23 protein-coding genes and 1 tRNA gene are annotated in these 25,477 nt (G+C 68.4%); 11 read left to right on the top strand and 13 right to left on the bottom strand.

Features of this window, described 5'->3' with window-relative positions:
- Nucleotides 1-63 precede the first annotated feature (63 nt).
- Nucleotides 64-1,356: a lipopolysaccharide biosynthesis protein gene (locus NVS89_RS13560; protein ID WP_258733279.1), complete on the bottom strand. Its 1,293-nt coding sequence runs from the start codon at nt 1,354-1,356 to the stop codon at nt 64-66.
- Nucleotides 1,357-1,473: 117 nt separating this feature from the next.
- On the opposite strand from NVS89_RS13560, the gene NVS89_RS13555 reads away from it, so the two are divergent.
- The 4 genes from NVS89_RS13555 to NVS89_RS13540 all read left to right on the top strand — a co-directional run bounded on the left by NVS89_RS13555 (nt 1,474) and on the right by NVS89_RS13540 (nt 5,217).
- Nucleotides 1,474-1,863, top strand: a complete 390-nt coding sequence (locus tag NVS89_RS13555) for a hypothetical protein (RefSeq protein WP_258733278.1) — start codon at nt 1,474-1,476, stop codon at nt 1,861-1,863.
- Between the two features lie 304 nt (nt 1,864-2,167).
- On the top strand, nt 2,168-2,956 hold the full coding sequence (locus tag NVS89_RS13550) for a polysaccharide biosynthesis/export family protein (RefSeq protein WP_258733277.1): 789 nt from the start codon (nt 2,168-2,170) through the stop codon (nt 2,954-2,956).
- Nucleotides 2,957-2,980: 24 nt separating this feature from the next.
- Nucleotides 2,981-3,832, top strand: a complete 852-nt coding sequence (locus tag NVS89_RS13545; RefSeq protein ID WP_258733276.1) for a WecB/TagA/CpsF family glycosyltransferase — start codon at nt 2,981-2,983, stop codon at nt 3,830-3,832.
- Nucleotides 3,829-5,217: an O-antigen ligase family protein gene (locus NVS89_RS13540; protein ID WP_258733275.1), complete on the top strand. Its 1,389-nt coding sequence runs from the start codon at nt 3,829-3,831 to the stop codon at nt 5,215-5,217. Before NVS89_RS13545 ends, NVS89_RS13540 begins: the two co-directional genes overlap by 4 nt.
- Here the strand turns inward: NVS89_RS13540 and NVS89_RS13535 are convergent.
- From NVS89_RS13535 to NVS89_RS13490, 10 genes are all read right to left on the bottom strand, one after another.
- Entirely contained in the window at nt 5,144-6,907 is a 1,764-nt protein-coding gene (locus NVS89_RS13535; RefSeq protein WP_258733274.1) for a carbamoyltransferase C-terminal domain-containing protein, read from the bottom strand. The genes NVS89_RS13540 and NVS89_RS13535 overlap by 74 nt on opposite strands.
- 128 nt (nt 6,908-7,035) lie before the next feature.
- Entirely contained in the window at nt 7,036-8,073 is a 1,038-nt protein-coding gene (locus NVS89_RS13530; RefSeq protein ID WP_258733273.1) for a glycosyl hydrolase family 18 protein, read from the bottom strand.
- Nucleotides 8,007-9,416, bottom strand: coding sequence for an exopolysaccharide biosynthesis polyprenyl glycosylphosphotransferase (locus tag NVS89_RS13525; protein ID WP_258733272.1), 1,410 nt, complete (start codon nt 9,414-9,416; stop codon nt 8,007-8,009). The genes NVS89_RS13530 and NVS89_RS13525 overlap by 67 nt, the downstream gene beginning before the upstream one ends.
- Before the next feature lie 217 nt (nt 9,417-9,633).
- Nucleotides 9,634-10,647, bottom strand: a complete 1,014-nt coding sequence (locus tag NVS89_RS13520) for an NAD-dependent epimerase/dehydratase family protein (RefSeq protein WP_258733271.1) — start codon at nt 10,645-10,647, stop codon at nt 9,634-9,636.
- A 67-nt stretch (nt 10,648-10,714) separates the two neighbouring features.
- Nucleotides 10,715-11,788 (bottom strand): serine/threonine protein kinase, encoded by a 1,074-nt coding sequence (locus NVS89_RS13515; protein WP_258733270.1) that lies wholly within the window; start codon nt 11,786-11,788, stop codon nt 10,715-10,717.
- Complete coding sequence (trmFO, locus tag NVS89_RS13510) at nt 11,785-13,218, bottom strand: methylenetetrahydrofolate--tRNA-(uracil(54)-C(5))-methyltransferase (FADH(2)-oxidizing) TrmFO (protein ID WP_258733269.1); 1,434 nt, start codon at nt 13,216-13,218, stop codon at nt 11,785-11,787. Before trmFO ends, NVS89_RS13515 begins: the two co-directional genes overlap by 4 nt.
- Nucleotides 13,219-13,345: 127 nt before the next feature.
- On the bottom strand, nt 13,346-13,507 hold the full coding sequence (locus NVS89_RS13505) for a DUF1127 domain-containing protein (RefSeq protein WP_258733268.1): 162 nt from the start codon (nt 13,505-13,507) through the stop codon (nt 13,346-13,348).
- A 216-nt stretch (nt 13,508-13,723) separates the two neighbouring features.
- Nucleotides 13,724-15,010, bottom strand: coding sequence for an O-acetylhomoserine aminocarboxypropyltransferase (locus tag NVS89_RS13500; RefSeq protein WP_258733267.1), 1,287 nt, complete (start codon nt 15,008-15,010; stop codon nt 13,724-13,726).
- A 125-nt stretch (nt 15,011-15,135) separates the two neighbouring features.
- On the bottom strand, nt 15,136-15,975 hold the full coding sequence (locus NVS89_RS13495) for a GGDEF domain-containing protein (RefSeq protein WP_258733266.1): 840 nt from the start codon (nt 15,973-15,975) through the stop codon (nt 15,136-15,138).
- A 239-nt stretch (nt 15,976-16,214) separates the two neighbouring features.
- Entirely contained in the window at nt 16,215-16,655 is a 441-nt protein-coding gene (locus NVS89_RS13490; RefSeq protein ID WP_258733265.1) for a CoA-binding protein, read from the bottom strand.
- A gap of 150 nt (nt 16,656-16,805) precedes the next feature.
- Between NVS89_RS13490 and NVS89_RS13485 the strand changes: the two genes are divergently transcribed.
- From NVS89_RS13485 to NVS89_RS13470, 4 genes are all read left to right on the top strand, one after another.
- A complete protein-coding gene (locus NVS89_RS13485; protein ID WP_309486550.1) occupies nt 16,806-17,246 on the top strand; it encodes a PaaI family thioesterase in 441 nt (146 codons plus the stop codon).
- Between the two features lie 172 nt (nt 17,247-17,418).
- Nucleotides 17,419-17,880: a 50S ribosomal protein L13 gene (rplM, locus tag NVS89_RS13480; RefSeq protein ID WP_258733263.1), complete on the top strand. Its 462-nt coding sequence runs from the start codon at nt 17,419-17,421 to the stop codon at nt 17,878-17,880.
- A gap of 2 nt (nt 17,881-17,882) precedes the next feature.
- Entirely contained in the window at nt 17,883-18,362 is a 480-nt protein-coding gene (gene rpsI, locus NVS89_RS13475; protein WP_258733262.1) for a 30S ribosomal protein S9, read from the top strand.
- 203 nt (nt 18,363-18,565) lie between these two features.
- A complete protein-coding gene (locus NVS89_RS13470) occupies nt 18,566-19,777 on the top strand; it encodes a GGDEF domain-containing protein (RefSeq protein ID WP_258733261.1) in 1,212 nt (403 codons plus the stop codon).
- Between the two features lie 56 nt (nt 19,778-19,833).
- Here the strand turns inward: NVS89_RS13470 and glnA are convergent, their stop codons facing one another.
- Nucleotides 19,834-21,243, bottom strand: coding sequence for a type I glutamate--ammonia ligase (gene glnA, locus NVS89_RS13465; protein ID WP_258733260.1), 1,410 nt, complete (start codon nt 21,241-21,243; stop codon nt 19,834-19,836).
- 132 nt (nt 21,244-21,375) lie between these two features.
- Nucleotides 21,376-21,714: a P-II family nitrogen regulator gene (locus NVS89_RS13460; RefSeq protein ID WP_163076591.1), complete on the bottom strand. Its 339-nt coding sequence runs from the start codon at nt 21,712-21,714 to the stop codon at nt 21,376-21,378.
- 343 nt (nt 21,715-22,057) lie between these two features.
- On the opposite strand from NVS89_RS13460, the gene NVS89_RS13455 reads away from it, so the two are divergent.
- The 3 genes from NVS89_RS13455 to tig all read left to right on the top strand — a co-directional run bounded on the left by NVS89_RS13455 (nt 22,058) and on the right by tig (nt 25,322).
- The gene (locus NVS89_RS13455) at nt 22,058-23,536 is read left to right on the top strand and encodes an NAD(P)H-hydrate dehydratase (RefSeq protein WP_258733259.1); all 1,479 of its coding nucleotides are present in this window, start codon (nt 22,058-22,060) and stop codon (nt 23,534-23,536) included.
- Nucleotides 23,537-23,728: 192 nt separating this feature from the next.
- Nucleotides 23,729-23,813: transfer RNA gene (locus NVS89_RS13450), tRNA-Leu, on the top strand.
- 129 nt (nt 23,814-23,942) lie between these two features.
- The gene (tig, locus tag NVS89_RS13445; RefSeq protein ID WP_258733258.1) at nt 23,943-25,322 is read left to right on the top strand and encodes a trigger factor; all 1,380 of its coding nucleotides are present in this window, start codon (nt 23,943-23,945) and stop codon (nt 25,320-25,322) included.
- The last annotated feature ends 155 nt before the right edge of the window (nt 25,323-25,477 follow it).

Below are 25,477 nucleotides of genomic sequence, written 5' to 3'. Positions count from 1 at the left end.
GGCACAAATCTGAAGAGGCGTAGCTAACGGGACGTAAACATGCCGTCCGAAACGGCAATATTTCTAGATTACCTGCGGCATGCGCCGCGCCACCATCAGCGTGGTGCCGAGCGCGCCCTGCGCGATCACCAGCGCGCTGAGCACCGCGGCGCCCATCATGCCGAAGGCGGGCACCAGAAGCACGCCGGCCACCGCGCAGGTGGCGAGCTGGCCGAGATTGAGCCAGCGCAGCACGCCGCCATGGCCGGTCATGGCCAGCATGACGTCCTGGCAGGGCAGGAGGCAGTTCACGAGCTGGCCGGCGCACATGACCACCAGCGCGGCCGCAGCGATCTCGTAGCCCGGGCCGACAAGGTGGAGGATGGTGCCGGCAAACAGCATCATCAGCGCGATCGGCGGCAGGCCGGTCAGTGCCACCAGCAGCCGCGCGCGGCGGTTCTGGGCGCGCAGGGCCGGCCAGTCCTGCCGGCGATGCAGGGCGGCGAAGCGTGGGGCGGCGATCGAGCCGATGGCGATGATCACCACCCAGATGAGCTGCGACAGCCGGTTCGCCACGCTGAAGGCGCCGACCTCGGTGGGGCTGGCGAAGGCGGCGAGCAGCAGGACGGGGATGGCGGTGATCGACACCTGCACGATCTCCACCATGCCGAGCGGCAGCGCCGTGCGCCACAGGCCGGGCAGCTTCTCGGCCTGGGCCTGCGGCACGGCGGGAGAGGCGGCGAGGGGCGTGCGCAGGATGAGCGCGAGGCCGATCAGCGCCGAGGCGAGATTGGCCAGCGCCAGTGCGCTGAGGATGCCGGCCAGCGAATGCACGCCGGCCAGCATGGCCAGCAGGATGAAGACCGGCCACGAGGCGTTCTGCACGAACTGCCCGGCCACGCCCCGGTCGAGGCCGAACAGGACATGGGCGGCGAAGAAGCACAGCGCCTGCGGCAGGATCGCGGCCGCGGCGATGAGCAGCGGGTGATAGAGGCCGGGCTCGCCGAAGATCATTATCGAGGCAGGCCCGGCCACGGCGAGCGTGACGAGCGTCGCGGCGAGGCCGCCAGCGACGACGCAGGCGCCGCCGGTCAGCATGGCCGCCCGCGCCGCGCGCGCATGGCCGAAGGCGAGTTCGCCGGCTATGTGCCGCACCGCCGCCTTTTCGAAGCCGGCGCGGCCCGCGGTCGCGGCGAGGCCGACCCATGTGAGGCAGAGGAAGAACAGGCCCGCCTCATGGGCGCCGAGCAGGCGCGCGGCGAGCATATAGAGGCAGAGCTTGCCGATCAGCTCGGTCCCGCGCACCATCAGCGCGCCCGCATATGCGCCATAGGTCGCGACGTGGCGGCGCAGTTCGGAAGGGTGCGGAAGCTTCATGCTCGGGATCGACGGTTCGACGGGAGGCTGCGTGAAGGCGCAGGCGGCGGCGACGCGCGCACTCCACGGGGCCCGCGCGGCATGAACCATGGCAGAAGCCGTGTCGCAAGGCCGTTCTTGGCGCTTGCGAAGACCTTGCCGCTGCTGGCCGTGCTGCTGGCGGGCGGCGCGTTCCCGGCGCATGCGCAGGCGGGAATCACCGACCTGCCGGGCGCGGTGGACATTGATCCGCGCATCGATCCCTTTCCCTATGACGCGCACAGATCCCTGCGCGACTATCTCAAGGCCGTGCTGCCGAGCCGCTGGTGGGCCAACGAGCCGCAGACCTCGCTTGGCGTGCTGACCGCGCTGGTCCATGTGCCGGACGGCTGGAAGGGCAACCCAACCTCGGCGCTGATGAACCTTTGCCCGCCCTACGAGAACGCGATCTGGCGGCATGTGGGGCGAATCGACCTGGTTCCATTCTACCGCGATGCCCGGCGCGCGACGGCGAGCTGCCAGCGCTGAGAGGGGCGCGTAAGCCCCCGGAAATTGCAAGTAAGTTCAATAATTTAACTATTAAACCTTCATTAACTGCGTTTGTTTAGGTTTTGGCTCGCAGCGATGAGCCGTCCAGCCATGTCTCCCATTCGCGATTCCTCCGGCAGTCCCGGCGGCGAGGGGAGGCGTTGCGCTCCGGGTGGCTGGGGGCGGCCGATCGGGAGTCGACATGATGCCTTTTCGCCCACGCGGCGCGATTTTCGCCGCTGACGGGTCCATGCCGGTGCTCAGTCGGGAAGCGCAGCGCCGCGCCGCCGTCCGATGGCCGGCAATGGCGGGCGTCGCGCTGTGTGCGCTGGCGCTGGGCGGCTGCCAGACCACCGGATCGGGAACCGCGGGCGCGGAGACGACCGGCTCGATCAGCCAGCCGCAGGGCCCGGGCGACACCTTCACCACCGGGCAGGAGCTGCGTTTCACCGAGGTCAATCCGCAGGGCTTCCGCCCGTGGAGCAGCCAGCTCCCGCCTTACCGGATCGGCGCCGGCGACAAGCTGAAGGTCAAGTATTTCCTCACCCGCGACATGGACGAGGAGCTCATCGTCGCGCCGGACGGCACCATCGCCCCGCGCGCCATCGGCCAGCTCAAGGTCGAGGGGATGACCCTAGCCGGCGCCCAGCAGGCGGTGCGCCGCGCCTCCCGCGTCGAGCTCGCCGACCAGAAGGTGGTGATCTCGCTGGAGGATGCCGTCTCCGCCAAGGTCTATATTGGCGGCATGGTGAAGAGCCCCGGCCCCTATAAGCTCTCGGAGATGCGGGCGGGCACGCTGCAGGGCATCCTGACCGCCGGCGGCTTCACCGACGAGGCGCGCACCGGGCAGGTGGCCATCATCCGCCGCGGCCCCGACAACATGCCGATGCTGCGGCTGGTCAACGTGAAGGACATCATCCAGACCGGCTTCACGCTGGACGACGTGCAGCTCGTCGCGGGCGACATCGTCTATGTGCCGCGCAGCTCCATCGCCGAGCTGAACGTCTGGATCGACCAGTTCATCAACAAAGTTGTGCCGTTCCAGCGCAGCTTCAACTATACGCTCGGCAGCCAGAGTACCGTGGTCCCCTGAGCGGGACGTCTGAAGGAAGCGCCGGTGACGAACCTGCTCGCCGACCCAGCCGATGGTGCCGCCGGCCGGCCGGCGGACGCGGTCGACGAGGCGGTCTATCTCGGCGTGCCGATCGCCCGGCTCGACACCGCCGGGGCGGCGGCGCGCATCGCCGCGCGCGCGCCGGGGCTCCCCTTCGCCTATGTGGTCACGCCTAACGCTGCGCATTTCACGCGGCTGATCCGCCTTCGCGACGCGCGCTTTCGCGAGGCCGTCTCCCATGCCTGGCTGCGGCTGCTCGACGGCCACGCGCCGCATGTGCTGGCCAAGCGCCTGTTCGGCCTCGACCTGCCGCTCGCGCCGGGCAGCGACGTCACCGCCCTGCTGCTGCAGCGCCATCTGCGCCGGGACGATCCGGTCACCGTCATCGGCGGCGGGCCGGGGCTGCGCGAGGCGATGATCGAGCGTTTCGGCCTCGTCGACGTCGCCCAGCACGAGCCGCCCATGGGCTTCATCGACCAGCCGGCGGCGGTCGAGGCGTGCGTCGACTTCGTGCTGGAGCATCCCGCCCGCTACGTCTTCCTCGTCACCGGCGCGCCGCAGTCGGAATATCTCGCGCTGCGGATCGCCGAGCGCGGCGGGGCGGTGGGGTGCGGGCTGTGCGTGGGCAGCGCGCTCAACTTCGCCACCGGGCGGGTGCCGCGCGCGCCGCGCTTCCTGCGCAGGGCCGGGCTCGAATGGGCCTATCGGCTGATGCGCAATCCGCTCGGCCATGCCCGCAGGGTGTTCGTCGATTCGCTGCCGATCCTTGCCATCGCGCTGCAGGCGCGGCTCGATCCCGCCGCCTTCGGCATGGCCGGCGACGGGCTGCCGGAGCGGGGAAAGGCGGGCTCGTGAGCGTGGTCCGCGGGCAGGCGCGCCGGGCCGTCGTCACGCTCCCGCGGGGATTCACCCCGGCCCCGGTCGAACTCTCGAACGAGCGGTTCCCGGGCCGGCTGACGGGCCTGATCCTCGTCGTCACGCTGCCGCTGTTCGCGCAGACCTTCTATTATCTCAACGAGCTGCCGGTCCCCTACCTGCTGTCGAAGGCATGGCCGATCCTCGTCCTGCCGTTCAGCGTCTACGCGCTGGTCTATCTGCGCCTGCCGGGCAAGACGGCCTATCTCGTCTTCTTCGCCTATACGCTTGGCGTGACGCCCTTCGTGTCGATGATCCATCTGGGCAACGGCTTCTTCGATGGCGTGTTCACCACGGTGAAGATCTGGCCGCTGACCTATTATTTCGGGCTCTCCGGCATGCTCGCCTGGATGGCCCCGACCTACCGGCGCACGCGCGCGGTGCTGATCGGCCTCGGCGTCGCGACCTTCGTCATCATGCTGTTCCTGTGGCTGGTCGTGCCCAGCAGCTCCTATGTGGACAATCCCGAGCTCGGCAAGCTGTTCATGGTGGAGGAGGAGCGCGGCTACCGGATCTACATGCCGATGTTCTTCGGCGCGCTGCTGCTGTTCTTCCTGACCCGCAGCTTCATGCGCCGTCCGCACTGGCTGCCGGCGGTGGGCGTGGCGATCGGCTTCGTGCTGCTGCTGACCATCTTCAAGCAGCGCACCGCCATCGGCGCCATGTTCCTCGTCTGCGCCTATGGGGTGATCGTCTCACTGGCGCCGCGGCGGCGGCTGGTGGCGGTGGGGGCGCTGCTCGCCATCGTGCCGCTGGCCATCGCCTATCTCGCGGTCGAGAACGCGCAGAACTTCCAGCAGTCGCTCGGCGGCTCGCTGACCGTGCGCCAGACCTCGCTGGCGCTGGCGGCGAATTTCCTCGGCGACGATCCCTGGCGCTGGCTGTTCGGCGTCGGGGCGACGACGCGCTTCGGCAGCGTCACGCTGGCCGACATCTTCGGCAACAGCCAGTTCTACGTGGCCGATATCGGCTGGTTCGGCGAGATCTTCGAATACGGCCTGGTCGGCGCGGCGCTGATCGCCGGCCTCTATGGCTGGGGGCTCTACCTGATCCTGAGGGCGACGCGCGGCGTCGAGGACCCCATCGTCCTCGCGCTCGCCGACTACATCGTCTTCATGCTGTTGACCTCGACGGTCTATTCGCTCGTCTTCACGCCGGGCGAACTCGCCGTGACGATGGCGCTCGCGCTCTATCTCGCGCGGGAGCGGCTGCGCCCGCCGCCCGGGCAGGTCGCGGCCCACCGCATCCGCTTCACGGTGCCGTGGCGAGCGCCTCCGGTGCCCGGTCCGGATGTTCCTGCTGAGCCCGGCCGACCCGCTTCGTGACCAGCAGCGGCCCGATCGCCAGCCAGTCGAGGCCGGAATTCATCAGCACGTGCAGCGCGTCTGCCGGCCGGTGCACCAGCGGCAGGCCGTGCAGGTTTAGCGAGGTGTTGAGCAGGCCGCCGACGCCGGTGCGGGCGTGGAAGCGGTTGATGAGGTCCCAGTAGTCCGGGTTGGCGGCCGCCGTCACGATCTGCGGCCGGCAGCTGCGGTCATAGGGGTGGATGCCCGCGCGCAGGGTCTTTGAGCCCGCCTCCGTCGTATCGAACGACAGGATCATATAGGGCGCGGCGACCTGCTTGGGATTGACCAGGTAGGTGTCGGCGTGCTCGGCGGCGATGGAGGAGGCGAAGGGCATCCAGAAGTCGCGGCTCTTCACCATCTCGTTGATGATGCGGATGACTTCGCTGTCGCGCGGGTCGGCGAGGATGGCCCGGTTGCCGAGCGAACGGGCGCCGAACTCCTCGCGGCCGGCGAACCGGCCGACCACCTCGCCCTTCGCCAGCAACTCGGCCACCGCCTCGTTGATCGAGTCGGGGCGGGAGACGGAGATGGCGCCGCTGTCGCGCAGCGGGGCGAGCTCTGCCGTGATCTCGTCCTCGCTCCAGTCCGGGCCGAGATAGAAGGCGTCGATGGGCGGGATCGCCGCGCCGCCGGAGCGTTCCGCCCGGGCGAGGAAGGCGGCGCCGATGGCGTTGGTCTCGTCGCCGCAAGAGGGGAAGACGAAGAGCTGCTCGACCTCGTCGAGCTCCATGATCCGCTTGTTCGCCTTCACGTTCATGAACACGCCGCCGGACAGCGCGACGCGGCGGATGCCGGTGGAGCGGATCGCGCGGCTCAGCAACTCGCACAGCATCTCCTCGGTGAAGAGCTGGACGCCGCCCATGATGGCGTCGAAGCGCTGCTCGTAGAACATCTTCTCCAGCGTGGGGCGGATATGCAGCGTGTGCGGCAGACCCGGCGCGCGGCGCCAGACCGGCGTGCCGTCCTCCGCCCAGCGGAACAGGCCGTGGAGCTGGTCCGCGAGCTTGCGCGAGGCGCTGGCGGAGGCATAGGGCGCCATGCCCATGAGCTTGTATTCGTGCTCGAGCGGCACCATGCCCTGCATGTAGGTCACGACCGCGTAGAGCGTGCCGAAGGAATGGCTCCAGTCGACGGAATGCAGGCGCTCGAGGCGGTTGTCGCGCCCGACGCTGACCGTCGAGCAGAGCCCGTCGCCGCCGCCGTCGACGGTGATCACCAGCACCGGCTGCTCGCGCTCGGGCTGGCCGTAATAGGCGGTGGCGGCGTGGCAGCTATGATGGTCGAAGCGCCGGATGGCCTCGGGGCGGAAGCCGAGCTTCACATACTCGTCGCGCCGGCGCTGCTGGCGCTCGCGCTCGACCCATTGCCGCAGCGGGGTCTCTCCGGCGAGGGTGCGCAGGCGCGCCGGCAGGCTGCCGCTCCGGCGGAAGAAGTCGAGCCAGCCCATGCGGTCGAGCGGGATGGAGGGCAGGCCGGCGAAGGCGACCACATCGATATCCGCCGGCTTCAGGCCGCGACTGTCGAGCAGCCAGCCGATCGCCTCGGTCGGAACGCCGTGGAAGTTCTTCACCCGGCGCGGCCGCTCCTCCTGCAGGGCGGAAAGTGAACCGTCCGGCAGAAGCAGGGCGGCGGCAGCGTTGTGGGAGTCGGAAACGCCAAGGATCGTCATGCGGGCGGCAAACTCTGTGGTGGGCAGGCAGGCGGGAAATTACGCGGGATTATTGAAAAATCACTGTAATTTTGAATCTTATTGTCGTCGGCCTTCATTATGGCGATGTGACGTCGGCCTTTCCTTCCCTAGGGAACCAGGGCGGAGCAGTCGGCGAGGTCGAGCGTGACGCAGATGGCCGCCGCCAGCGAACGGTAATCGGGATTGTCCGGGCCCGGCGGGCCGGGAGGCTCGAGTTCGAGCGCATAGAGCATGGCGCCCGCCAGCGGATCGTCCGCGACCGCGGCGAGAATGCTCCCGGTATAGGCCAGCGTGAAGCGCGGCCCGCCATTGGTGCCCGGCTCGACCTGGACGCCCAGCGCGAGCGGGCCCTTCCACAGCGCGCGATAGGCGCGGAAGGCATCCTCCGGCCGGTAGCTCGGGCCGGCGTCGTAGCTCATGATCGAGACCAGATCGAGCGCGCCGGCAGCGGGCGAGCGCAGCAGCGCCAGCATGGAGCCGCGCCATTGGCTGCGCGGCGGGGCATCGGCGAACGCGCCCTCGCCATAGGCGCCGACGCTCCAGCCGGCGATGCTGACGACGAGGGGACGCGGCAGGGCGGCGCGGACCTGCTCGACGAGGCGGATCGAGAAGAGGTCGTCGGCGCAGTGGACGCGTCCCGAAAGGGCGACGCAGGACGGGTGCTTCGGCTCGTAATCGATGTCGACGCCGTCGGCGCCGAGATCGGCCACCAGCCGGGCGAGCGCATCGGTGTCGAGCCGATCCCACCCGCCATAGGTGGCGCCGCCGACCGCGAGCAGCACCTTCGTTTCGCGATTGCGCCGCTTCAGCGCCGCGATGGCGTCACGCAGCACGGCGCCGGAATAGGGGTATTGCAGCCCGGTCGCCGACAGGTCGAGCCCGCCCGGATAGACGAGGTCCGGCTTCACGAAGGCGAGCGCGACATGGGTGATGTAGGCCGGCAGGCCAGCGAGGCTGGTCTGCGCGCCGGAGGAAGCGGGCGGCGCCTCCCAGCTCGCCTGATAGGCGAGGAACGGGCGCCGTGGCTCGGCCCCGGCGGAGGAGGCGAGGGCCGGGAGGGCGCAGAGCAGCGCCAGCGTCAGAAGGCCGAATTGTCGGAGAGGCCCCGGGTGACGGTCAGCAGCAGGATGCGGATGTCGAACCATATCGACCAGTGCTCGATATAAAACAGGTCGAGCTCGACGCCGCGCTCGGCCTTCTCCACCGTGTAGATGCCCCCGCGCATGCCGTTGATCTGGGCCCATCCGGTGACGCCGGGCTTCATGCGGTAGCGGGCGACGTAGTCGCTCACCGCTTCATAGCGCAAATCCTCGGTGATGCGCATGTTCGGCACGTGGGGGCGCGGGCCGACCACCGACATGTCGCCCTTCAGCACGTTGAGAAGCTGCGGGATCTCGTCGATCGAGAGGCTGCGCAGCACGGCGCCGACGCGGGTGATGCGCGGGTCCTGCTTCACGGCGCCGACCGAGCCATCGTCGCCCGGGTCGTAGCGCATGGTGCGCAGCTTGTAGACCATGAAGGGGCGGTTGTTCAGGCCGACGCGTGCCTGCCGGAACAGCACCGGACCGGGCGAGTCGAGCTTCACCGCCAGCGCCGAGAGGATCAGCACCGGCGACAGCAGGACGAGGCCGGCGGTCGCCACCACATAGTCCTCGATCGCCTTCAATATGCCGAGCGAGCCCTTGAGCGGGCGCTGCTGGATCTGCAGCGCGCCACGGTCGGCGATGTTGGTCAGGCGGGCATAGGACGGGCCGAAGATGCCGGGTTCGAGCTCGACCACGACGTCGGTGGCGACGCGGCGCAATTCGGTCGCGAGCTTTTCGATCGCGGCCGGGTCGGTCCAGGGCTTGGTGATGACGACGACGTCGACGGGAGAGCGCTTGGCATATTCCAGCAGCTCGCGCATCCCGCCCAGCATGGGGGGGAGGCGCGGTGCGGTCCGCTCGTACGGTTCGCTCGGCTCGTCCTCGAACACGGCGACGAAGTCGAGCAGGTTGCCGTCCTCCTGCGCGAGCGAATAGCGGCGCACCAGCTCATAGGCGCGGTCGAGGTCGCCGATGACCACGGCGTCGCGCCGCAGCAGGTTACGGTGCATGACCCACGCCATGCCCACCCGCACCAGCACGAAGCGGCCGAACATCAGCGCGACCAGCGTGAAGCTGGCCCAGGAGGCGAGGAGGTTGATGTCGTCCTCGCGCGTCGGCACGAGGGCGTAGCACACGACCGTCACCGCCAGCACGGCGGGCACGCCGCCGATGACCAGATGGCGGACGGCGCGGGTCCAGCGCACATAGTGCTCGACCCGGTAGGCATGGCCGAGGCTCAGCGTGCCGACGAAGCTCGCCCCGCCGAGGACCGCGAGGACGAGGATCTGGCTCCAGCTGAAACGCGGGCACAGGAGGTAGAACACGACCGCCGCGACCGCGATCATGACGACGTCGCAAAGGATGACGAGCCGATTGATCAGCCCGTGGGTCCAGCGTGTCATCGGGCCCGTTCCGGCGGAGAAGCCGAAGGCAGGACACCCGCATGTGCTGCCGGTTCGCAATCGTGCAATGGGAAACGGATGCAATTCATGACGGGAGAACGATGCCGGAAGAATAACGCGGGGTCGGGACAGCTTCGACTGACTAGCAGCCAATCATTACCAATCGGTCTATTGTTCGCGACAACATCGGATCGCCGGCTAATCGATGCCGCCGCTTCTAGAGATAGCTGCGCGCGTCGCGGTACCATTCCACGAAGGCCCGCACCCCGTCGATCAGCGGCGTCGCCGGCTTGGAGCCTGTGAGCGCCTCCAGAAGCGCCGGGCTCGCATAGGTGCGCGGCACGTCGCCCTTCTGCATCGGCAGCATCCGGCGGCGCGCGGGATGGCCGAGGATCTGCTCGATGGTCTCGACGAAGTCGAGCAGCCCGACCGGATTGCCGCCACCGATATTCACGACGCGGAACGGCCCCTGGTGGGACAGCGTGTCCTCGGCCCTGGACGGGTCGACGCGGTTGGCCTCGTCCGGCGGGACGGCGGCGAGGGCGACGACGGCGTCGATCAGGTCGTCGATATAGGTGAAGTCGCGGCTCATCTTGCCTTCGCCGTAGATCTCGATCTCGCGGTCGTCCAGCATCGCCTCGACGAACTTGAACAGCGCCATGTCCGGCCGGCCCCAGGGCCCGTAGACCGTGAAGAAGCGGAAGGCGGTGATCGGGATCTTGTGCAGGTGGGCGTAGGAATGGCCCATCGCCTCCATGCCCTTCTTGCTGGCGGCATAGAAGGTGAGCGGCTCGTCGGCGCGGTCGCTCTCGTGGAAGGGCACGGTGGGGCTGGCGCCGTAGATTGAGGAGGTGGAGGCGAGCATCAGGTGCCCGACCCCGATCTGCCGCGCGGCCTCAAGCACGTTCCACGAGCCGACGAGGTTGGAGTCGAGATAGGCCTTGGGGTTTTCGAGGCTGTAGCGCACCCCCGCCTGCGCGGCGAGGTGGAACATCACGTCCGGCCGCGCGGCGCCGGCGACGCGCGCCACCATCTCGCCGTCCTCGAGCCGTCCGATATGGGCCTCGAAGCCCGGGAACTGGGCGAGGGCGGCGTGGCGGGCTTCCTTGAGGCGGATGTTGTAGTAGGGCGTCATGCCGTCGAAGCCGACCACATGGTGGCCGGTTTCCAGAAGCCGGCGGGCCAGATGGTAGCCGATGAAGCCGGCGGTGCCGGTGATGAAATATCGCATGGCGCTCGCTTCGTGCTCCGGTTCGTCAGGTTCCATCCGCATACATGCCGGACGTCTTGTCGGTGAACTAGATGCCGCGTCGCACCCGGTCGCTGAGATTTCGCCGGTCGCGAATGATGGCGTCGAGCCGCTCCTGCTGCTCGGGCGTGCGCGGCAGCAGCGAGAGCTGGTCGATCTGGTTGAGCGCCACGAGGCGCAGCAGGTCGTCGCGCACCTCGCCGGCCTCGTCGCGGGGCAGGGCGTCCACGACCTGGATGTGCTCGGGCGGCAGGATGTCGGGTAGCGCCGTCGCCAGATGGGCGCGCAGCGCCGGCTCGTCCACCTCGCCGCCGGCCTCGACGAAGGCATAGAGGCCGAAGCTGTGCCCGGCGGTGGGGAAATCGGCGATGTGGACCGCCTTGACGCCCGGCGCCTCGGCCAGCGCCAGCGCGATGCGTGGGCCCTGTTCCATGGCGCGCGGGCCGCGTCCCTCGGTGTCGTGATAGTTCAGCAGCCGCCGGGTGACGAAGTTGTAGGCGCGCTTGCCGGTGCTCATCCAGATGCGGTTGAGCAGGCTCTTGCGGGCGAGGATCCGGCGCTCGCTCGCGGTCAGCGCATAGGGGCAGTAGCTGCGCTTCTGCTTGAGGAGGTGGCGGATGTCCTCATAGGCGGCGATGCGGAACAGCTTGCTGCGTTTTCGGAAGCACATGGCGAGCTGGAAATCCATCAGCACCGCGCGCCCGTCGGCGGCGTAGAGCCAGTTCTGCGGCTTGGCGAGATCGTTATGGGCGATGTGGCGGCGGTGGACCTCGCGCAGGCCCTGCCGGGCTGAGGCGAAGAATGCGACGTCGCCATAGGGACGGGCGATCTGGAGCGGCACGCCGTCGACGAAGCCGCGAACCAGATGGCCTTCCTCCAGCGCATAGACCGGGACGGTGTGGCCGCTGCCCTCGGCCCGGCGCAGCGCGCGGGCCTCGCGGCGGGCGAAATGGCGGGCGAGCGGCTTCACCCACCAGGCGACGCCGGCATAGTTGCGGCGCACGGCCGGGTGCGTCGCGCCCTCGGCATCATGCCAGACGCCGCGCTCGATGGTGCTGAACACGTCCCGCTTCAGCACGCTTTCCAGTTCGAACCGCCCGTTCGCGGAAGCCACCTCGCTCACGCCGCCGCCTCGCCGATGGGGTCCGCATGGGTCTTCGCCCACGCGTCCATGTCGCCGAGCGCACGGGCGGCCATCATCTGCTTCTTGGCCACCGTCTTGGCCGAGCCGCGCAGGCGGTTGCCTTCGGCATCGCGGGTAGGTGCGCTGGCGAGCGGCGGGAACAGGCCGAAATTCACGTTCATCGGCTGGAAGGAACGCGGGCCCGCGTCCAGCGTCTCGATATGGCCGCCGGTGATGTGGTTGAGCAGCGCGCCATGCGCGGTGGTCGGCGGCGGCACGGCGGGCGCGGCCCCGTGCCATTCGGCAGCGGCGAACAGGCCGGCGGCGAGACCCATGGCGGCGCTCTCGACATAGCCCTCGCAGCCGGTGATCTGTCCGGCGAAGCGCAGGCGCGGCTGGGCGTTGAGGCGCAGCGTGGGATCGAGCAGGCGCGGCGAATTGAGATAGGTGTTGCGGTGCAGGCCGCCGAGGCGCGCGAACTCGGCGTTCTCCAGCCCCGGGATCATGCGGAACAGCTTCACCTGGTCGGCATAGCGGGTCTTGGTCTGGAAACCGACCATGTTGTAGAGCGTGCCCAGCGCGTTGTCCTGGCGAAGCTGGACGACGGCATAGGGCTTCACCGTCGGGTTGCGCGGGTTGGTGAGGCCCATCGGCTTCATCGGCCCGTGGCGCAGCGTCTCCGGCCCGCGCGCGGCCATGATCTCGACCGGCAGGCAGCCGTCGAAATAGGGCGTGTTCGCCTCGAAATCGCGGAACGGCACGGTGTTGCTGGCGGCGAGCGCGGCGACGAAGGCCTCGTACTGCTCCTTGTCCATCGGGCAGTTGATGTAGTCCGCTCCTGTGCCGCCGGGCCCGGCCTTGTCGTAGCGCGACTGGAACCAGCAGACGTCCATGTCGATGGAATCGAAATGGACGATCGGCGCGATGGCGTCGAAGAAGGCGAGCGCGCTTTCGTCCGTGAGGGTCCGGATGGCCTCGGCGAGGGGCGGGGAGGTGAGCGGCCCGGTGGCGATGATCACCCGCTCCCAGTCCTGCGGCGGCAGGCCGGCGACCTCGCCGCGCTCGACGGTGATCTGCGGGCGCGCGGCAATGGCGGCGGTGACGGCGGCGGAGAAGCCCTCGCGGTCCACGGCCAATGCGCCGCCGGCCGGAATCTGGCAGCGGTCCGCGCATTCCATGATGAGCGAGCCGAGCCGGCGCATCTCGGCATGCAGCACGCCGACCGCGTTGGAGGTGGAATCGTCCGAGCGGAAGGAGTTTGAGCAGACGAGTTCGGCCAGCCCGTCGCCCTGATGGGCCTCGGTGCCGCGCGTGGGGCGCATCTCGTGCAGGGTGACGGGCACGCCGCGCCTCGCGAGCTGCCACGCGGCCTCGGAGCCGGCGAGACCTCCGCCGATGACGTGGACGGGGCGTTTGTCGATGCTGCTCATTCCCACTCGGCGGATTCGTCTGCCTCAGCCGAGCGGCCCCTTAGCACGGAACGCAGGCAAAAAAGAAACGGCCCCGGAGGATATCCGAGGCCGGTTCGTCAGTTCGGTCGTTCGGTGATCGCCAGGATCAGGCGACGGCCGCCGCCCGACGCGCCACGCTCACGATCTCGCCACGCGAGACGTTGATGTCGGCGAGGGTACGGTCGTCGAGCTGCGAGAGCTCGGCGAGGGTGCGGCGGTAAGCGTGCCAACGGCGGATCTGCTTGGCAAAGAAGCCCCAGAGCAGCATTTCAGTCTCCATCAGGTTCGGACACGGAGCACGGCTACCGGTCGCTTCCGGCAGCTGCGTGTCCGTTAATCATTCCGTTGCCTAGATATTCGACAGAATGCCTAATTGGTAGGAAATATACCGCATTCCAGCCCTGCGAGGCGTGCATGACACGCTCACAGTTCGTTCACAATCTGCACGACGTACCGTCAGGGCTTCCGCGCGCGCGGATTCCGTTCAGCTCGCGGCCAGCGCCTGGTCGAGATCGGCGATGATGTCGGCCGCGTCCTCGATGCCGACCGACAGCCGCACCACGTCCGGCCCGGCGCCCGCCGCCGTCTTCTGGGCGTCGGAAAGCTGGCGGTGGGTGGTGGAGGCGGGGTGGATGATCAGCGAGCGCGTATCGCCGACATTGGCGAGGTGCGAGAACAGCTTGACGTTCGACACCAGCGCCGTGCCGGCGTCATAGCCGCCCTTCAGCCCGAAGGTGAACACCGCGCCGGCGCCCTTCGGCAGGTAGCGCGAGGCGAGGTTGTGGTAGCGGTCGCCCGGCAGGCCGGGATAGCTGACCCATTCCACCTTGGGGTGCTCGGCGAGGAATTTCGCCACCGCCAGCGCGTTGTCGCAATGGCGCTGCATGCGCAGCGGCAGGGTCTCGATGCCGGTCAGCAGCAGGAAGGCGTTGAAGGGCGAGAGCGCCGGCCCGAGATCGCGCAGGCCGAGCACGCGGGCGGCGATGGCGAAGGCGAAATTGCCGAAGGTCTCGCCGATGACCATGCCCTGATATTCCGGCCGCGGCTGGGAGAGCATGGGGAAGCGGTCGTCGCGCAGCCAGTTGAAGCTGCCGGCATCGACGATGACGCCGCCGATCGAGTTGCCATGGCCGCCAAGGAACTTGGTCGCCGAGTGCACCACGATGTCGGCGCCGTGCTCGATCGGCTTGACGAGGTAGGGCGTCGCCAGCGTGTTGTCGACGATGAGCGGCACGCCCGCGCGCTTGGCGACCTTGGAGATGGCGGCGATGTCGACCACCACGCCGCCCGGATTGGCGATCGACTCGATGAAGATCGCCTTGGTGCGCGGCGAGACCGCCTTCTCGAACGATTCCGGGTCGTCGGCATTGGCCCAGACGACGTTCCAGCCGAAGCTCTTGAAGGCGTGGTTGAACTGGTTGATCGAGCCGCCATAGAGCTTGTTGGCGGCGATGAACTCGTCGCCCGGCGCCAGCAGGGTCTGGAAGATCAGCAACTGCGCGGCGTGGCCGGAGGCGGCGGCGAGCCCGGCTGTGCCGCCTTCGAGCGCAGCCACGCGCTCCTCGAGCACGGCGGTCGTCGGGTTGGTGATGCGCGTATAGATGTTGCCGAAAGCCTGGAGCCCGAACAGCGCGGCGGCATGGTCGGCGTCGTCGAAGACGAAGGAAGTCGTCTGGTAGATCGGCGTCGCGCGCGCCTTGGTCGTCGGGTCCGGCTGGGCGCCGGCATGGACGGCGAGGGTGGCGAATCCGGGTGTCGTGGCGTCGGTCATGGCGAATTCCTCCTGTCCTGCCGGCATTGATGCACCGGCAGTGTCGCGACATCTGTCAGAAGCGCAATCGGGAAGGCAAGCGGCGACTCTTGCGCCGCCGCCGGACGCCGCGAGACCGGGCGCCGCTAGGTGGTGCCGTCGACGCTGGTGCGGTTGCGGCCGGATTCCTTCGACAGGTAGACCTGCGTGTCGGCGCGCTTGAGAAGCTGCGTCACCGTCTCCGGCCGGTCCCGCTCGGCTTCGGCGAGGCCGATGCTGAGGCTCACCGCGCGGGCGGAGACACCCTCGAAATCGGCCGCCTCCACCGCCACGCGGACGGCTTCGAGCTGTGCCGCCGCCGCCGACAGGGGCCGGTCCGGCAGCAGGATGCAGAACTCGTCGCCGCCCAGCCGGCCGACGATCCCCTCCTTGCCGACGACGCGCTGCATGATCGCGGCGACGCCGTTGAGCACGTTGTCGCCGGCGGTGTGGCCGAAGCGGTCGTTGATGCCCTTGAACTTGTCCACGTCGATGATGGCGACGGCGAACGAGCGGCCGCCGTGCCGGGCGGCGTAGCTCATGCGCTGCGCCTGCTCCATCAGGAAGCGCCGGTTGCCGATGCCGGTGAGCGGGTCGATCCGCGCCTCGCGCGCGAGCTCGGCGAGGGCGTTGTCGAGCCGGGAGACGGTGATGTCCACCTCGCGCATGAGCTGCCCGGCGGCGTCCTGATAGTGGAGCGGCAGGTGCGGGAGCTGACCGTGATTGCGGTAGTTCGCCAGCGCCACGCGGGAGATGTCCACGGGCGCCAGCATCGCGTGCAGGGCGAACAGCGCCAATGCCGTGCCGCACAGCGTGGCGATGAGCAGCACAACGAAGGCGATCTGCGTGTTGTGGTCGGCCCAGCGCGATTCAGAGATTGTAAAGCCGATGAAGGCGAGAAGCGGTATGTGGGTGCTGACAAAACATATCGAAAGAATTTTGCTCACGAAGTCCCGAGGAAAACGTAGCGAATTCATACGCAAATAAAACCAAAGCTGAGGGTACGTACTCCTCGTGTCCACTATCCATCTCCCTATCGCAGAACGAGGCGATAGGGAGGGGAGCATTGCTTTGCAGCAAAGGGAATTCTCTTGGGGGAGCCCTTGGGTCACACTCTTGTGAGTGCAAAGAGCTTTCGCGCCGGGTGTCCGATACCGTTCCCGGCAGCGTGATCCGGCGCGAGCCCTCAGCGTGGGCCCTTGAGGCCGAGCCGGGGCATCTCGATCGCCGGGCAGCGATTCATGATCACCGCCACGCCCGCCGCCTCCGCCGTCGCCGCGGCCTCGTCGTCGCGCACGCCGAGTTGGCCCCAAATCAGCTTCGGACGGGGAGAGAGGGCGAGCGCCTCGTCGACCACCCCGGGCAGGTATTGCGGCGCGCGGAACACGTCGACCATGTCGATCGCCTCGGGCACGTCGGCGAGGCGGGCATAGGTCGGCAGGCCGGCAACGTCGCGGCCGGCCTGGCCGGGATTGATGGCGAACACCTTGTAGCCGTGCATGGCGAGGAAGCGGGCGACGCCGTGGCTGGGCCGCGCCGGGTTCGGGCTGGCGCCGACGACGGCGATGGTGTGCACCTTTCCGAGCCAGTCGGCGATAAAGGCGTCGTCATAGTGGTCGTGGGTCATATCCGCGCGTCCCTTTCACGTTTGCCGGCTCGGCGGCGCCGGCAGGAGTGGCCTTCATATGGTGATGGCGGCTATCAAAACTATTGGCGTGCGCACGTCACCGGCACCCGCCCTAATAGCCGCCGGAGACGCGGGAGGACGGGAATGGGAATGAACGCCGAGGAATTGCAGGCCTATCTCGTCGCCGAGTTTCCGCAGGCCTTCGGGGCAGGGCGGCCCCATCGCGTGGTGCGGGTCGACGCCGCGGGCGTCGGCGTCACGCTGGCCGCCAGCGAGGAGCATCTGCGCCCGGGCGACACGGTCTCCGGCCCCTCGATGATGGGGCTCGCCGACATCGCCGCCTATGCGGTGATCCTCGCCGCGATCGGCCCGGTGCCGCTGGCGGTGACGACGAATTTCTCCATCAACTTCCTGCGCAAGCCGCAGCCGGGCCTGCTGGTCGCCGATGCGCGGCTGATGAAGCTCGGCAGGCGGCTCGCGGTCTGCGAGGTGGGCCTGCGCGCTCCGCATGAGGGCGACGCGCCGTTTCGGGTGACGGGCGGGGAGGAGCTGTGCGCCCACGCGGTGACGACCTATTCGATCCCGGCGTGACGATTTCAAGGGCTTAGCGCGAGGTATAAAAATACCTATTTTTTAAACCATTGTTATGTAAGGGATATTCGCGTCTGCGTTACATTGACGTTGCGCGCGCTCTCGGCTAGAAGCCCGGCCAAGAGAGAAGTGCGGCCGCGAAGGTCCGCATGCCTTGCACACGGACATTCCCATGAAGACCTATTCGGCGAAACCGGCCGACGTAGAAAAGAAGTGGATCGTGATCGACGCCACCGACCTCGTGGTCGGCCGTCTCGCGACCATCATCGCGACCCGCCTCAAGGGCAAGCACAAGCCGACCTACACCCCCCACGTCGACTGCGGCGACAATGTCGTCGTGATCAACGCCGAGAAGGTGGCGCTGACCGGCAACAAGCGCAACGACAAGGTCTACTACCACCACACCGGCTTCCCGGGCGGCATCAAGGAGCGGACTGCGAAGTTCCTGCTCGACGGCCGCTTCCCGGAGCGCGTGGTCGAGAAGGCGGTCGAGCGCATGCTGGCGCGCGGCCCGCTCGGCCGCAAGCTGATGGGCAATCTGCGCGTCTACAAGGGCGCCAGCCACCCGCACGAGGCCCAGAAGCCGGAGGCGCTCGATGTCGCCGCGCTCAACCGCAAGAATGTGGGGATCTGATCATGGCTGAGCTCATCCAGTCGCTCGACGGGCTCGAGGCCCTGAAGTCGTCGCAGGCCGACGAGGCTCCCAAGCACGTCCAGAAGCTCGACAAGTACGGTCGCGCCTATGCCACCGGCAAGCGCAAGAACGCCGTCGCCCGCGTGTGGGTCCGCCCCGGCACCGGCAAGATCGTGGTGAACGAGCGCGAGATCGAGACCTATTTCGCTCGCCCCGTGCTGCGCCTGATCATCCAGCAGCCCTTCACCACCGCGGCCCGCACCGGCCAGTACGACGTGGTGGCCACCGTCTCCGGCGGCGGCCTCTCCGGCCAGGCCGGCGCGCTGCGCCACGGCATCTCGCGCGCGCTCACCTATTACGAGCCCGAGCTGCGCGGCCCGCTGAAGAAGGGCGGCTTCCTGACCCGCGACTCGCGCGTGGTCGAGCGCAAGAAGTACGGCAAGGCGAAGGCCCGCCGCAGCTTCCAGTTCTCGAAGCGCTGACCGGTTCTTCCGGTTGCCGAGATTATCGAAAGGGCAGGCCTCGCGGCCTGCCCTTTTTGCATGTGCCGGCGATCCCCGGCCGCGTCGGGCGGGACCTTCGGCCGCGCGCGGATATGTATGCTTCCGGTTGAATCCCCTCGGTTTCCGGCCCATGAAGAACCGGCTAGAGTGCCGACGCTGGAATATGGACGTGTAACCCCAACATGCTCGATCCATGGACGCTCTGGGCGGTCCTGATGGCGATCTCCCTCCTGCTCGCCAGCGCCATGCTCTATGTGCGCTGGCTGACGCCGGGCGAGCCGGCGCTGGCGCAGTGGGCGGTGGCGTTCGTGCTGGTGGCCTACGGGCTGTTCGGCGGGGCGATGCGCGGGCAGATCCCGGCTTTCATGTCGGTCGAGCTCGCCAATGCGGCGCTGCTGGGCGCCTACGGCCTGCTGTGGACCGGCACGCGCAGTTTCGACCGTCGGGCGCCCCGCACGGTCTATGCGCTGATCGCGCCGCTCGCCTGGGTGGTGCTGGTCCAGTTCCCGCCGCTCAGCGACTCCATGGTCGACCGCGTCATCGTGATCTCGACCATGATAAGCGTGCTGCTGGTCCTCAGCATCGTGCAGCTCGCGCGCCGGCGTGCGCTCGCCTCGAAGCCGCGGCAGACGCTGGTCGGGCTGCTCTCGGTGGCGCTGCTGGTCAATCTCGGGCGCATCATCTTCGCCCCGAGCCAGGTCTCGGGCGGGCAGGTGCTGCTGTTCACCGACCCCTCCATGGCGTGGCTCGGCATGGTGGGCGTGGCGATGGCGATGTTCATCTGCTTCATCCTGGTGCTGATGGTGCGCGAGCGTTCCGAGCTCATCTACAAGAGCGCGGCGCTGCTCGACCCGCTCACCGGCGCGCTCAACCGGCGCGGCTTCCTCGAGCGCTCGCTCTCGGCGGCGATGGCGGGCGGGCCGTGCGCGGCGATGGTGTGCGACCTCGACCGCTTCAAGCAGGTCAATGACCGCTTCGGCCATGCCGCGGGCGACCGGCTGCTGGCGCTGTTCTCCGATGTGTTGCACGAGCGTCTGCGCCAGAGCGACGTAGTGGCGCGGATCGGCGGCGAGGAGTTCGCCGCGGTGCTGCCGGGCGCGGATCTCGCGCGGGCGCGCGAGGTCGCCGCCCGGGTGCAGGGCGCCTTCGCTGAGGCGAGTGCGAAGCTGGGGCTGACGGACGGGGCGGGCCTGCTGGTCGGCACGGTCAGCATCGGCCTCGCCGTCACCGTGCTGCCGCCCGATGCCGGTGCCGACCAGATCGAGACCGGGCTTCAGGACCTGATCGCGCAGGCCGACCGCGCGCTCTACGGCGCCAAGGCGGCCGGGCGGAACCGGATCGAGACCGGCGAGGCGTTCCGCTCCTCGCCCGGCACGGCGGCAGGGGCGGCGTGAAACGAAAAGGGGCGCCCTGAGGCGCCCCTTCCGATGATCGCGGCGATCGCGGACGATCAGACCGAGTAGTACATCTCGAACTCGACCGGGTGCGGCGTCATTTCGAAGCGCGCCACCTCGGTCATCTTCAGCTCGATATAGGAGTTGATGAAGTCGTCGTCGAAGACGCCGCCCTTCTTCAGGTACTCGCGGTCCTTGTCGAGCGAGGCGAGAGCCTCGCGCAGCGAGGCGCACACGGTCGGGATCTTCTTCAGCTCGCGCGGCGGCAGATCGTACAGGTCCTTGTCCATGGCCGGACCGGGATCGATCTTGTTGGCGATGCCGTCGAGGCCGGCCATCAGCAGCGCCGAGAAGGCGAGATAGGGGTTCGCGCCGGGGTCCGGGAAGCGGGTCTCGACGCGCTTCGCCTTGGGCGAGGTGGTGTAGGGGATGCGGCACGAGGCCGAACGGTTGCGCGAGGAATAGGCCAGCAGCACCGGCGCCTCATAGCCTGGCACCAGACGCTTGTAGGAGTTGGTGAGCGGGTTGGTGAAGGCGTTGAGCGACTTGGCGTGCTTGATGATGCCGCCGATGTACCACAGGCATTCCTGGCTGAGGTCGGCATATTTGTTGCCGGCGAAGGTCGGCTTGCCGCCCTTCCAGATCGACTGGTGCACGTGCATGCCCGAGCCGTTGTCGCCGAAGACGGGCTTGGGCATGAAGGTCGCGGTCTTGCCGTAGACGTTCGCCACCTGGTGGATGCAGTACTTGTAGATCTGCAGGTGGTCGGCCATCGTCACCAGAGTGGTGAACTTGAGGCCGAGCTCGTGCTGGGCGGAAGCCACCTCGTGGTGGTGCTTCTCGACCTTGGCGCCCATGCGGGCCATGGCCGCCAGCATCTCGCCGCGCATGTCCTGGCCGCTGTCGACCGGCGGCACGGGGAAGTAGCCGCCCTTGGTCTTCACGTGGTGGCCGAGATTGCCGCCCTCATAGTCGGTGTCGGTGTTGCTCGGCAGCTCGACCGAATCCAGCTTGAAGCCGGTGTTGTACGGGTCGGTCTTGAAGCGGACGTCGTCGAAGATGAAGAACTCGGCCTCGGGTCCGAAATAGACCGTGTCGCCGATGCCGGTGGACTTGAGATAGGCCTCGGCCTTCTTGGCGATGCCGCGCGGATCGCGCCCATAGGGCTCGCCGGTGGTCGGCTCAAGCACGTCGCAGACGACGACGAGCGTGGTCTCGGAGAAGAAAGGATCGATGCAGGCGGACTCGAGATCCGGCTGGAGGTGCATGTCGGACTCGTTGATCGCCTTCCAGCCGGCGATGGACGAGCCGTCGAACGCCTGACCTTCGGCAAAGAAGTCGTCATCGACCATCGTAATGTCGAAGGTCACATGCTGCCACTTGCCGCGCGGATCGGTGAAGCGCAGGTCGACGTATTTTACGTCGTTGTCCTTAATAAGCTTCATTACATCCTTGGCCGTCGTCATTATATCCGTACCTCTTCTGAATACCGTAACGCGCTGCGGACAGCGAGGCGCGTGCGATGGTCGAACAACGATGCGCGCCGCATCGTTCGCGATGCGGCGCGTCCTGTCGGCCCAATCATATTACGCGTGCCGTCAGATGGCGTCGACGCCCGACTCGCCGGTACGAATGCGAATGGCTTCTTCGATGTTCGAGACGAAAATCTTGCCGTCGCCGATCCGGCCGGTCTGGGCGGCACGGCGGATGGCGTCGATGGCGGTCTCCACCATATCGTCGCCGACCACGACCTCGATCTTCACCTTGGGCAGAAAATCGACCACGTACTCCGCGCCGCGGTACAGCTCGGTGTGACCCTTCTGACGGCCAAAACCCTTGGCCTCGGTGACCGTGATCCCCTGCAGGCCAACTTCCTGCAGCGCCTCCTTCACCTCGTCCAGCTTGAAGGGTTTGATGATGGCCTCAATCTTCTTCATGTCATCTCGTCTCCCTGGCCCGACGTTCCGCGACACCCGGTCGAGCCGGACCGCCAGCAAGCAGAACCCATGCCAAACGTCGGGTAGACGGGAAAATAGCGGCATATCCGGCCGTTGCGAGTGACAGTCCCCGGGAGCCCACCGGATAATTTCACCGTTTGATTAATATATAGGCGAAATGCATAATTTATATGCAAAAAATGATGCGCGTCGGCGGCCGGAGCAGCGCGCATATTAGGCAAAGGTTGCCAAATGCCGCGCACAGGGCGGCGTAAGCTCGCCCGGAGCGGGGCTTTCGCCTAACGTGACACCGCCGCCAGCTGCTCTCCGAAGGGATCGCGCCATGGAACTTCTCACCCCCGACGAGATGGGGCGTGCCGATGCGCTGACGATCGCCGGCAGGGTGCCGGGCGAGCGGCTGATGGAGCATGCCGGCGCCGCCGTGGCGCGGGTGGCGGGCCGCCAGGCGGCCGTCGGCAGCCGGGTGCTGGTGCTGTGCGGGCCGGGCAACAATGGCGGCGACGGCTTCGTCGCGGCCCGGCTCATGGCGGGGATGGGATACCGTGTGCGGGTGGCGCTGCTCGGCGCGCGCGAGGCGCTGAAGGGCGACGCCGCGCTGATGGCGGGGCGCTGGAGCGGGCCGGTGGAGGCGGCGGCCGAGGCCTCGCTGGCGCCGGTGGACCTCGTCATCGACGCGCTGTTCGGGGCGGGCCTCGCCCGCGATCTCGACGGCGCGGCGCGCGAGCTGGTCGAAAGGCTGAACGCCGCAGCGCTCCCGGTCGTCGCGGTGGACCTTCCCTCCGGCATCGACGGCGCGAGCGGCGCGGTGCGCGGCTCGGCGGTGCGGGCGCGCTGGAGCGTCACCTTCTTCCGCGCCAAGCCGGGGCACCTGCTGATGCCGGGGCGGCTGCACTGCGGCGAGCTGACCGTCGCCGATATCGGCATCGGGCCGGCGACGCTCGACGTCATCCGCTCGCAGGCGTTCGAGAACGTGCCGGAGCTGTGGGGCGGCGGCTTCCCGGTGCCGCGGGCCGAGGGGCACAAGTATTCACGCGGCCACCTGGTCGCCGTCTCCGGGCCGGCGCAGGCAACGGGTGCGACACGGCTTGCCGCCCGCGCCGCGCTCCGGGCGGGGGCGGGGCTGGTCACCGTCGCCTGCCCGGCGGCGGCGCTGGCGATCCATGCGGCCAACCTCTCGGCGATCATGGTGCGGCCGGTCGAGGATGCGGACGGGCTGGCGCATCTGCTCGCCGATCCGCGGCTCGCGACGGTCGTCATCGGGCCGGGCGTCGGGGTGGGGCAGGGCGCGCGCGACAAGCTGCGGGCCTGCGCCGACCGCCGCGTCGTCATCGATGCCGATCTCATCAGCAGCTTCGCCGGCGCGCCGGACGAGCTGGCACAGGCCATGAGCCTTTCGCCGGCGGCGGTCGCCACGCCCCATGACGGGGAGTTCGCCAAGCTGTTCGCCGGGCATGAGGAGGTGCTCTCGCCGCCCTCGAAGATCGAGCGCGTGCGCGCGGCGGCGCGCCTGCTCGGCATCGTCGTGGTGCTGAAGGGGCCGGATACGGTGGTGGCGGCGCCGGACGGGCGGGCGGCGGTCGCGGCCAACGCGCCGCCCTGGCTCGCGACCGCGGGGGCCGGGGACGTGCTGTCGGGAATCGTCGGCGGCCTGCTCTCGCAGGGCATGCCCGCCTTCGAGGCCGCCTGCGCGGGCGTGTGGGTGCATGGCGAGGCGGCGCGGGAGGCCGGGCCGGGCCTCGTCGCCGACGATCTGATCGACGCGCTGAGGCCGGTCTACCGCCGGCTTTTCCAGCGCCTGTAAGGCTTCGCTCAAAGCTGCGCGAGCGGGCGCCGGCTCGCGCCCGGATCGGCCGCTTTTAGGGCTGGCGCTGCGGCATCGCCGTGCTATAAGCCCGCACCCGGCAGGCGGCACCCTCGCAGGTGCGCGTGTCCGTGCGTCTTTGCGATCCTTCCGGCGGTGCTTCCGGGCGGTGGCGGAGACGAAGGCACGTCCGCGGGCGTGGCGGAACTGGTAGACGCGCGGGATTTAGGTTCCCGTGACGAAAGTCGTGGGGGTTCGAAACCCTCCGCCCGCACCAGGCTTCCGAGCGTCCGCAGCCTCCCGACCGAATTCGCACCGACGAGGGTTCGCGGCGCAGCAGCCACGTGCCTCGCACACCCATTTCGAGACCCCCGACCCCGGGGACCAAGACGAAGGCCGATAGAACATGCAGGTCACCGAACTCCTCGCCGAAGGTCTGAAGCGCGAATACCGCGTGGTGCTGCCGGCCGCCGAACTCGACGCCAAGGCGAACGAGCGCCTGAACGAGATGAAGGACAAGGTCCGCCTCAACGGGTTCCGGCCCGGCAAGGTGCCGGTCGCCCATCTCAAGCGCATGTACGGCAAGTCGGTGCTGGCCGAGGTGATCGACCAGGCCGTGAACGAGGCCAACGGCCAGATCGTCGAGGAGCACGGCTTCAAGCTCGCGCTCCAGCCCAAGATCGAGCTGCCGCAGGACGAGGGGGCGGTGAACGAGGTGCTCGAGGGCAAGGCGGACCTGTCCTACACCGTCGGCCTCGAGGTGCTGCCGAGCATCGAGCTGGGCGACTTCAAGTCGATCGAGCTCGACAAGCCGGTGCTCGCCGTCACCGACGCCGAGGTCGACGAGATGGTCAACCGCATCGCCGAGGGCAACCGTCCCTATTCGGCGAAGGAAGGCGCGGCCGAGAACGGCGACCGCGTCACCGTCGCCTTCGTCGGCACCATCGACGGCGAGAAGTTCGAGGGCGGCTCGGGCGAGGACATCCCGGTCGTGATCGGCTCGAACACCTTCATCCCGGGCTTCGAGGAGCAGCTCGTCGGGATCAAGGCCGACGAGACCCGCACCGTCAACGTGACCTTCCCCGAGAACTACCAGGCCGCCAATCTCGCCGGCAAGGCGGCCTCGTTCGAGGTGACCGCCAAGACCATCGAGGCCCCGGGCGAGGTGAAGCTCGACGACGAGTTCGCCAAGACGCTCGGCATGGACAGCCTCGACGCGCTCAAGGAGCAGGTGAAGAGCCGCATCGCCCAGGAGCACAACGCCCAGAGCCGCGCCAAGGTGAAGCGCAAGCTGCTCGACGTGCTGGACACGATGCACCAGTTCGACGTGCCCCCGACCCTCGCCGAGCAGGAATTCGAGGGCATCTGGGGCTCGGTGACCTCCGAGATGGAGCAGCAGAAGCGCACCTTCGAGGACGAGGGCACGACCCAGGAGGCCGCCCGCGCCGACTACGAGACCATCGCCAAGCGCCGCGTGCGGCTCGGCCTCGTGCTGGCGGAGATCGGCGAGAAGAACGACATCCAGGTCAGCGACGACGAGGTGACCCGCGCCGTCGTCGAGCGCGCCCGCCAGTTCCCGGGCCAGGAGCAGCAGGTGTGGGAGTTCTACCGCAAGAACGCCCAGGCGCTCGCCAGCCTGCGCGCGCCGATCTTCGAGGAGAAGGTCGTCGACTTCCTGCTCGAGCTCGCCAAGGTCAAGGAAGTTCCCGTGACCCGCGAGGAGCTCTACGCCGAGGACGAGGCCGACAAGGCCGAAGCGGGCAAGGACGAGGCCGAGAAGGCCTGAGCGGACGCGACCGGTTCGGCGCGCTCTGCTCGAGGCCCGCACGCGAGGCGGGCCGGCACATCGAAAGCGGGAGGGGTCGGCGCGCGCTGGCCCCTTTTGCATTCCGCGCGGGCGCGATTTGCGCGGGGCGCGGCGACCCGCCCGGTCGCACGCCG

The sequence above is a fragment of the Ancylobacter mangrovi genome (genome assembly GCF_024752355.1).
Lineage (GTDB): Bacteria > Pseudomonadota > Alphaproteobacteria > Rhizobiales > Xanthobacteraceae > Ancylobacter > Ancylobacter mangrovi.
The sequence above is the reverse complement of the archived record's forward strand: the minus strand, read 5'-3'. Positions and strand labels throughout refer to the sequence as shown.

What these genes read in the sequence shown, in the direction of transcription:
- NVS89_RS13560 (WP_258733279.1), bottom strand. Translation starts at nt 1,356, where the DNA reads ATGAAGCTTCCGCACCCTTCCGAACTGCGCCGCCACGTCGCGACCTAT.
- NVS89_RS13550 (WP_258733277.1), top strand. Translation starts at nt 2,168, where the DNA reads ATGGCGGGCGTCGCGCTGTGTGCGCTGGCGCTGGGCGGCTGCCAGACC.
- NVS89_RS13535 (WP_258733274.1), bottom strand. Translation starts at nt 6,907, where the DNA reads ATGACGATCCTTGGCGTTTCCGACTCCCACAACGCTGCCGCCGCCCTG.
- NVS89_RS13530 (WP_258733273.1), bottom strand. Translation starts at nt 8,073, where the DNA reads ATGGTTCGACATCCGCATCCTGCTGCTGACCGTCACCCGGGGCCTCTC.
- NVS89_RS13525 (WP_258733272.1), bottom strand. Translation starts at nt 9,416, where the DNA reads ATGACACGCTGGACCCACGGGCTGATCAATCGGCTCGTCATCCTTTGC.
- NVS89_RS13520 (WP_258733271.1), bottom strand. Translation starts at nt 10,647, where the DNA reads ATGCGATATTTCATCACCGGCACCGCCGGCTTCATCGGCTACCATCTG.
- trmFO (WP_258733269.1), bottom strand. Translation starts at nt 13,218, where the DNA reads ATGAGCAGCATCGACAAACGCCCCGTCCACGTCATCGGCGGAGGTCTC.
- NVS89_RS13505 (WP_258733268.1), bottom strand. Translation starts at nt 13,507, where the DNA reads ATGCTGCTCTGGGGCTTCTTTGCCAAGCAGATCCGCCGTTGGCACGCT.
- NVS89_RS13500 (WP_258733267.1), bottom strand. Translation starts at nt 15,010, where the DNA reads ATGACCGACGCCACGACACCCGGATTCGCCACCCTCGCCGTCCATGCC.
- NVS89_RS13490 (WP_258733265.1), bottom strand. Translation starts at nt 16,655, where the DNA reads ATGACCCACGACCACTATGACGACGCCTTTATCGCCGACTGGCTCGGA.
- NVS89_RS13485 (WP_309486550.1), top strand. Translation starts at nt 16,806, where the DNA reads ATGAACGCCGAGGAATTGCAGGCCTATCTCGTCGCCGAGTTTCCGCAG.
- rplM (WP_258733263.1), top strand. Translation starts at nt 17,419, where the DNA reads ATGAAGACCTATTCGGCGAAACCGGCCGACGTAGAAAAGAAGTGGATC.
- rpsI (WP_258733262.1), top strand. Translation starts at nt 17,883, where the DNA reads ATGGCTGAGCTCATCCAGTCGCTCGACGGGCTCGAGGCCCTGAAGTCG.
- NVS89_RS13470 (WP_258733261.1), top strand. Translation starts at nt 18,566, where the DNA reads ATGCTCGATCCATGGACGCTCTGGGCGGTCCTGATGGCGATCTCCCTC.
- glnA (WP_258733260.1), bottom strand. Translation starts at nt 21,243, where the DNA reads ATGACGACGGCCAAGGATGTAATGAAGCTTATTAAGGACAACGACGTA.
- NVS89_RS13460 (WP_163076591.1), bottom strand. Translation starts at nt 21,714, where the DNA reads ATGAAGAAGATTGAGGCCATCATCAAACCCTTCAAGCTGGACGAGGTG.
- NVS89_RS13455 (WP_258733259.1), top strand. Translation starts at nt 22,058, where the DNA reads ATGGAACTTCTCACCCCCGACGAGATGGGGCGTGCCGATGCGCTGACG.
- tig (WP_258733258.1), top strand. Translation starts at nt 23,943, where the DNA reads ATGCAGGTCACCGAACTCCTCGCCGAAGGTCTGAAGCGCGAATACCGC.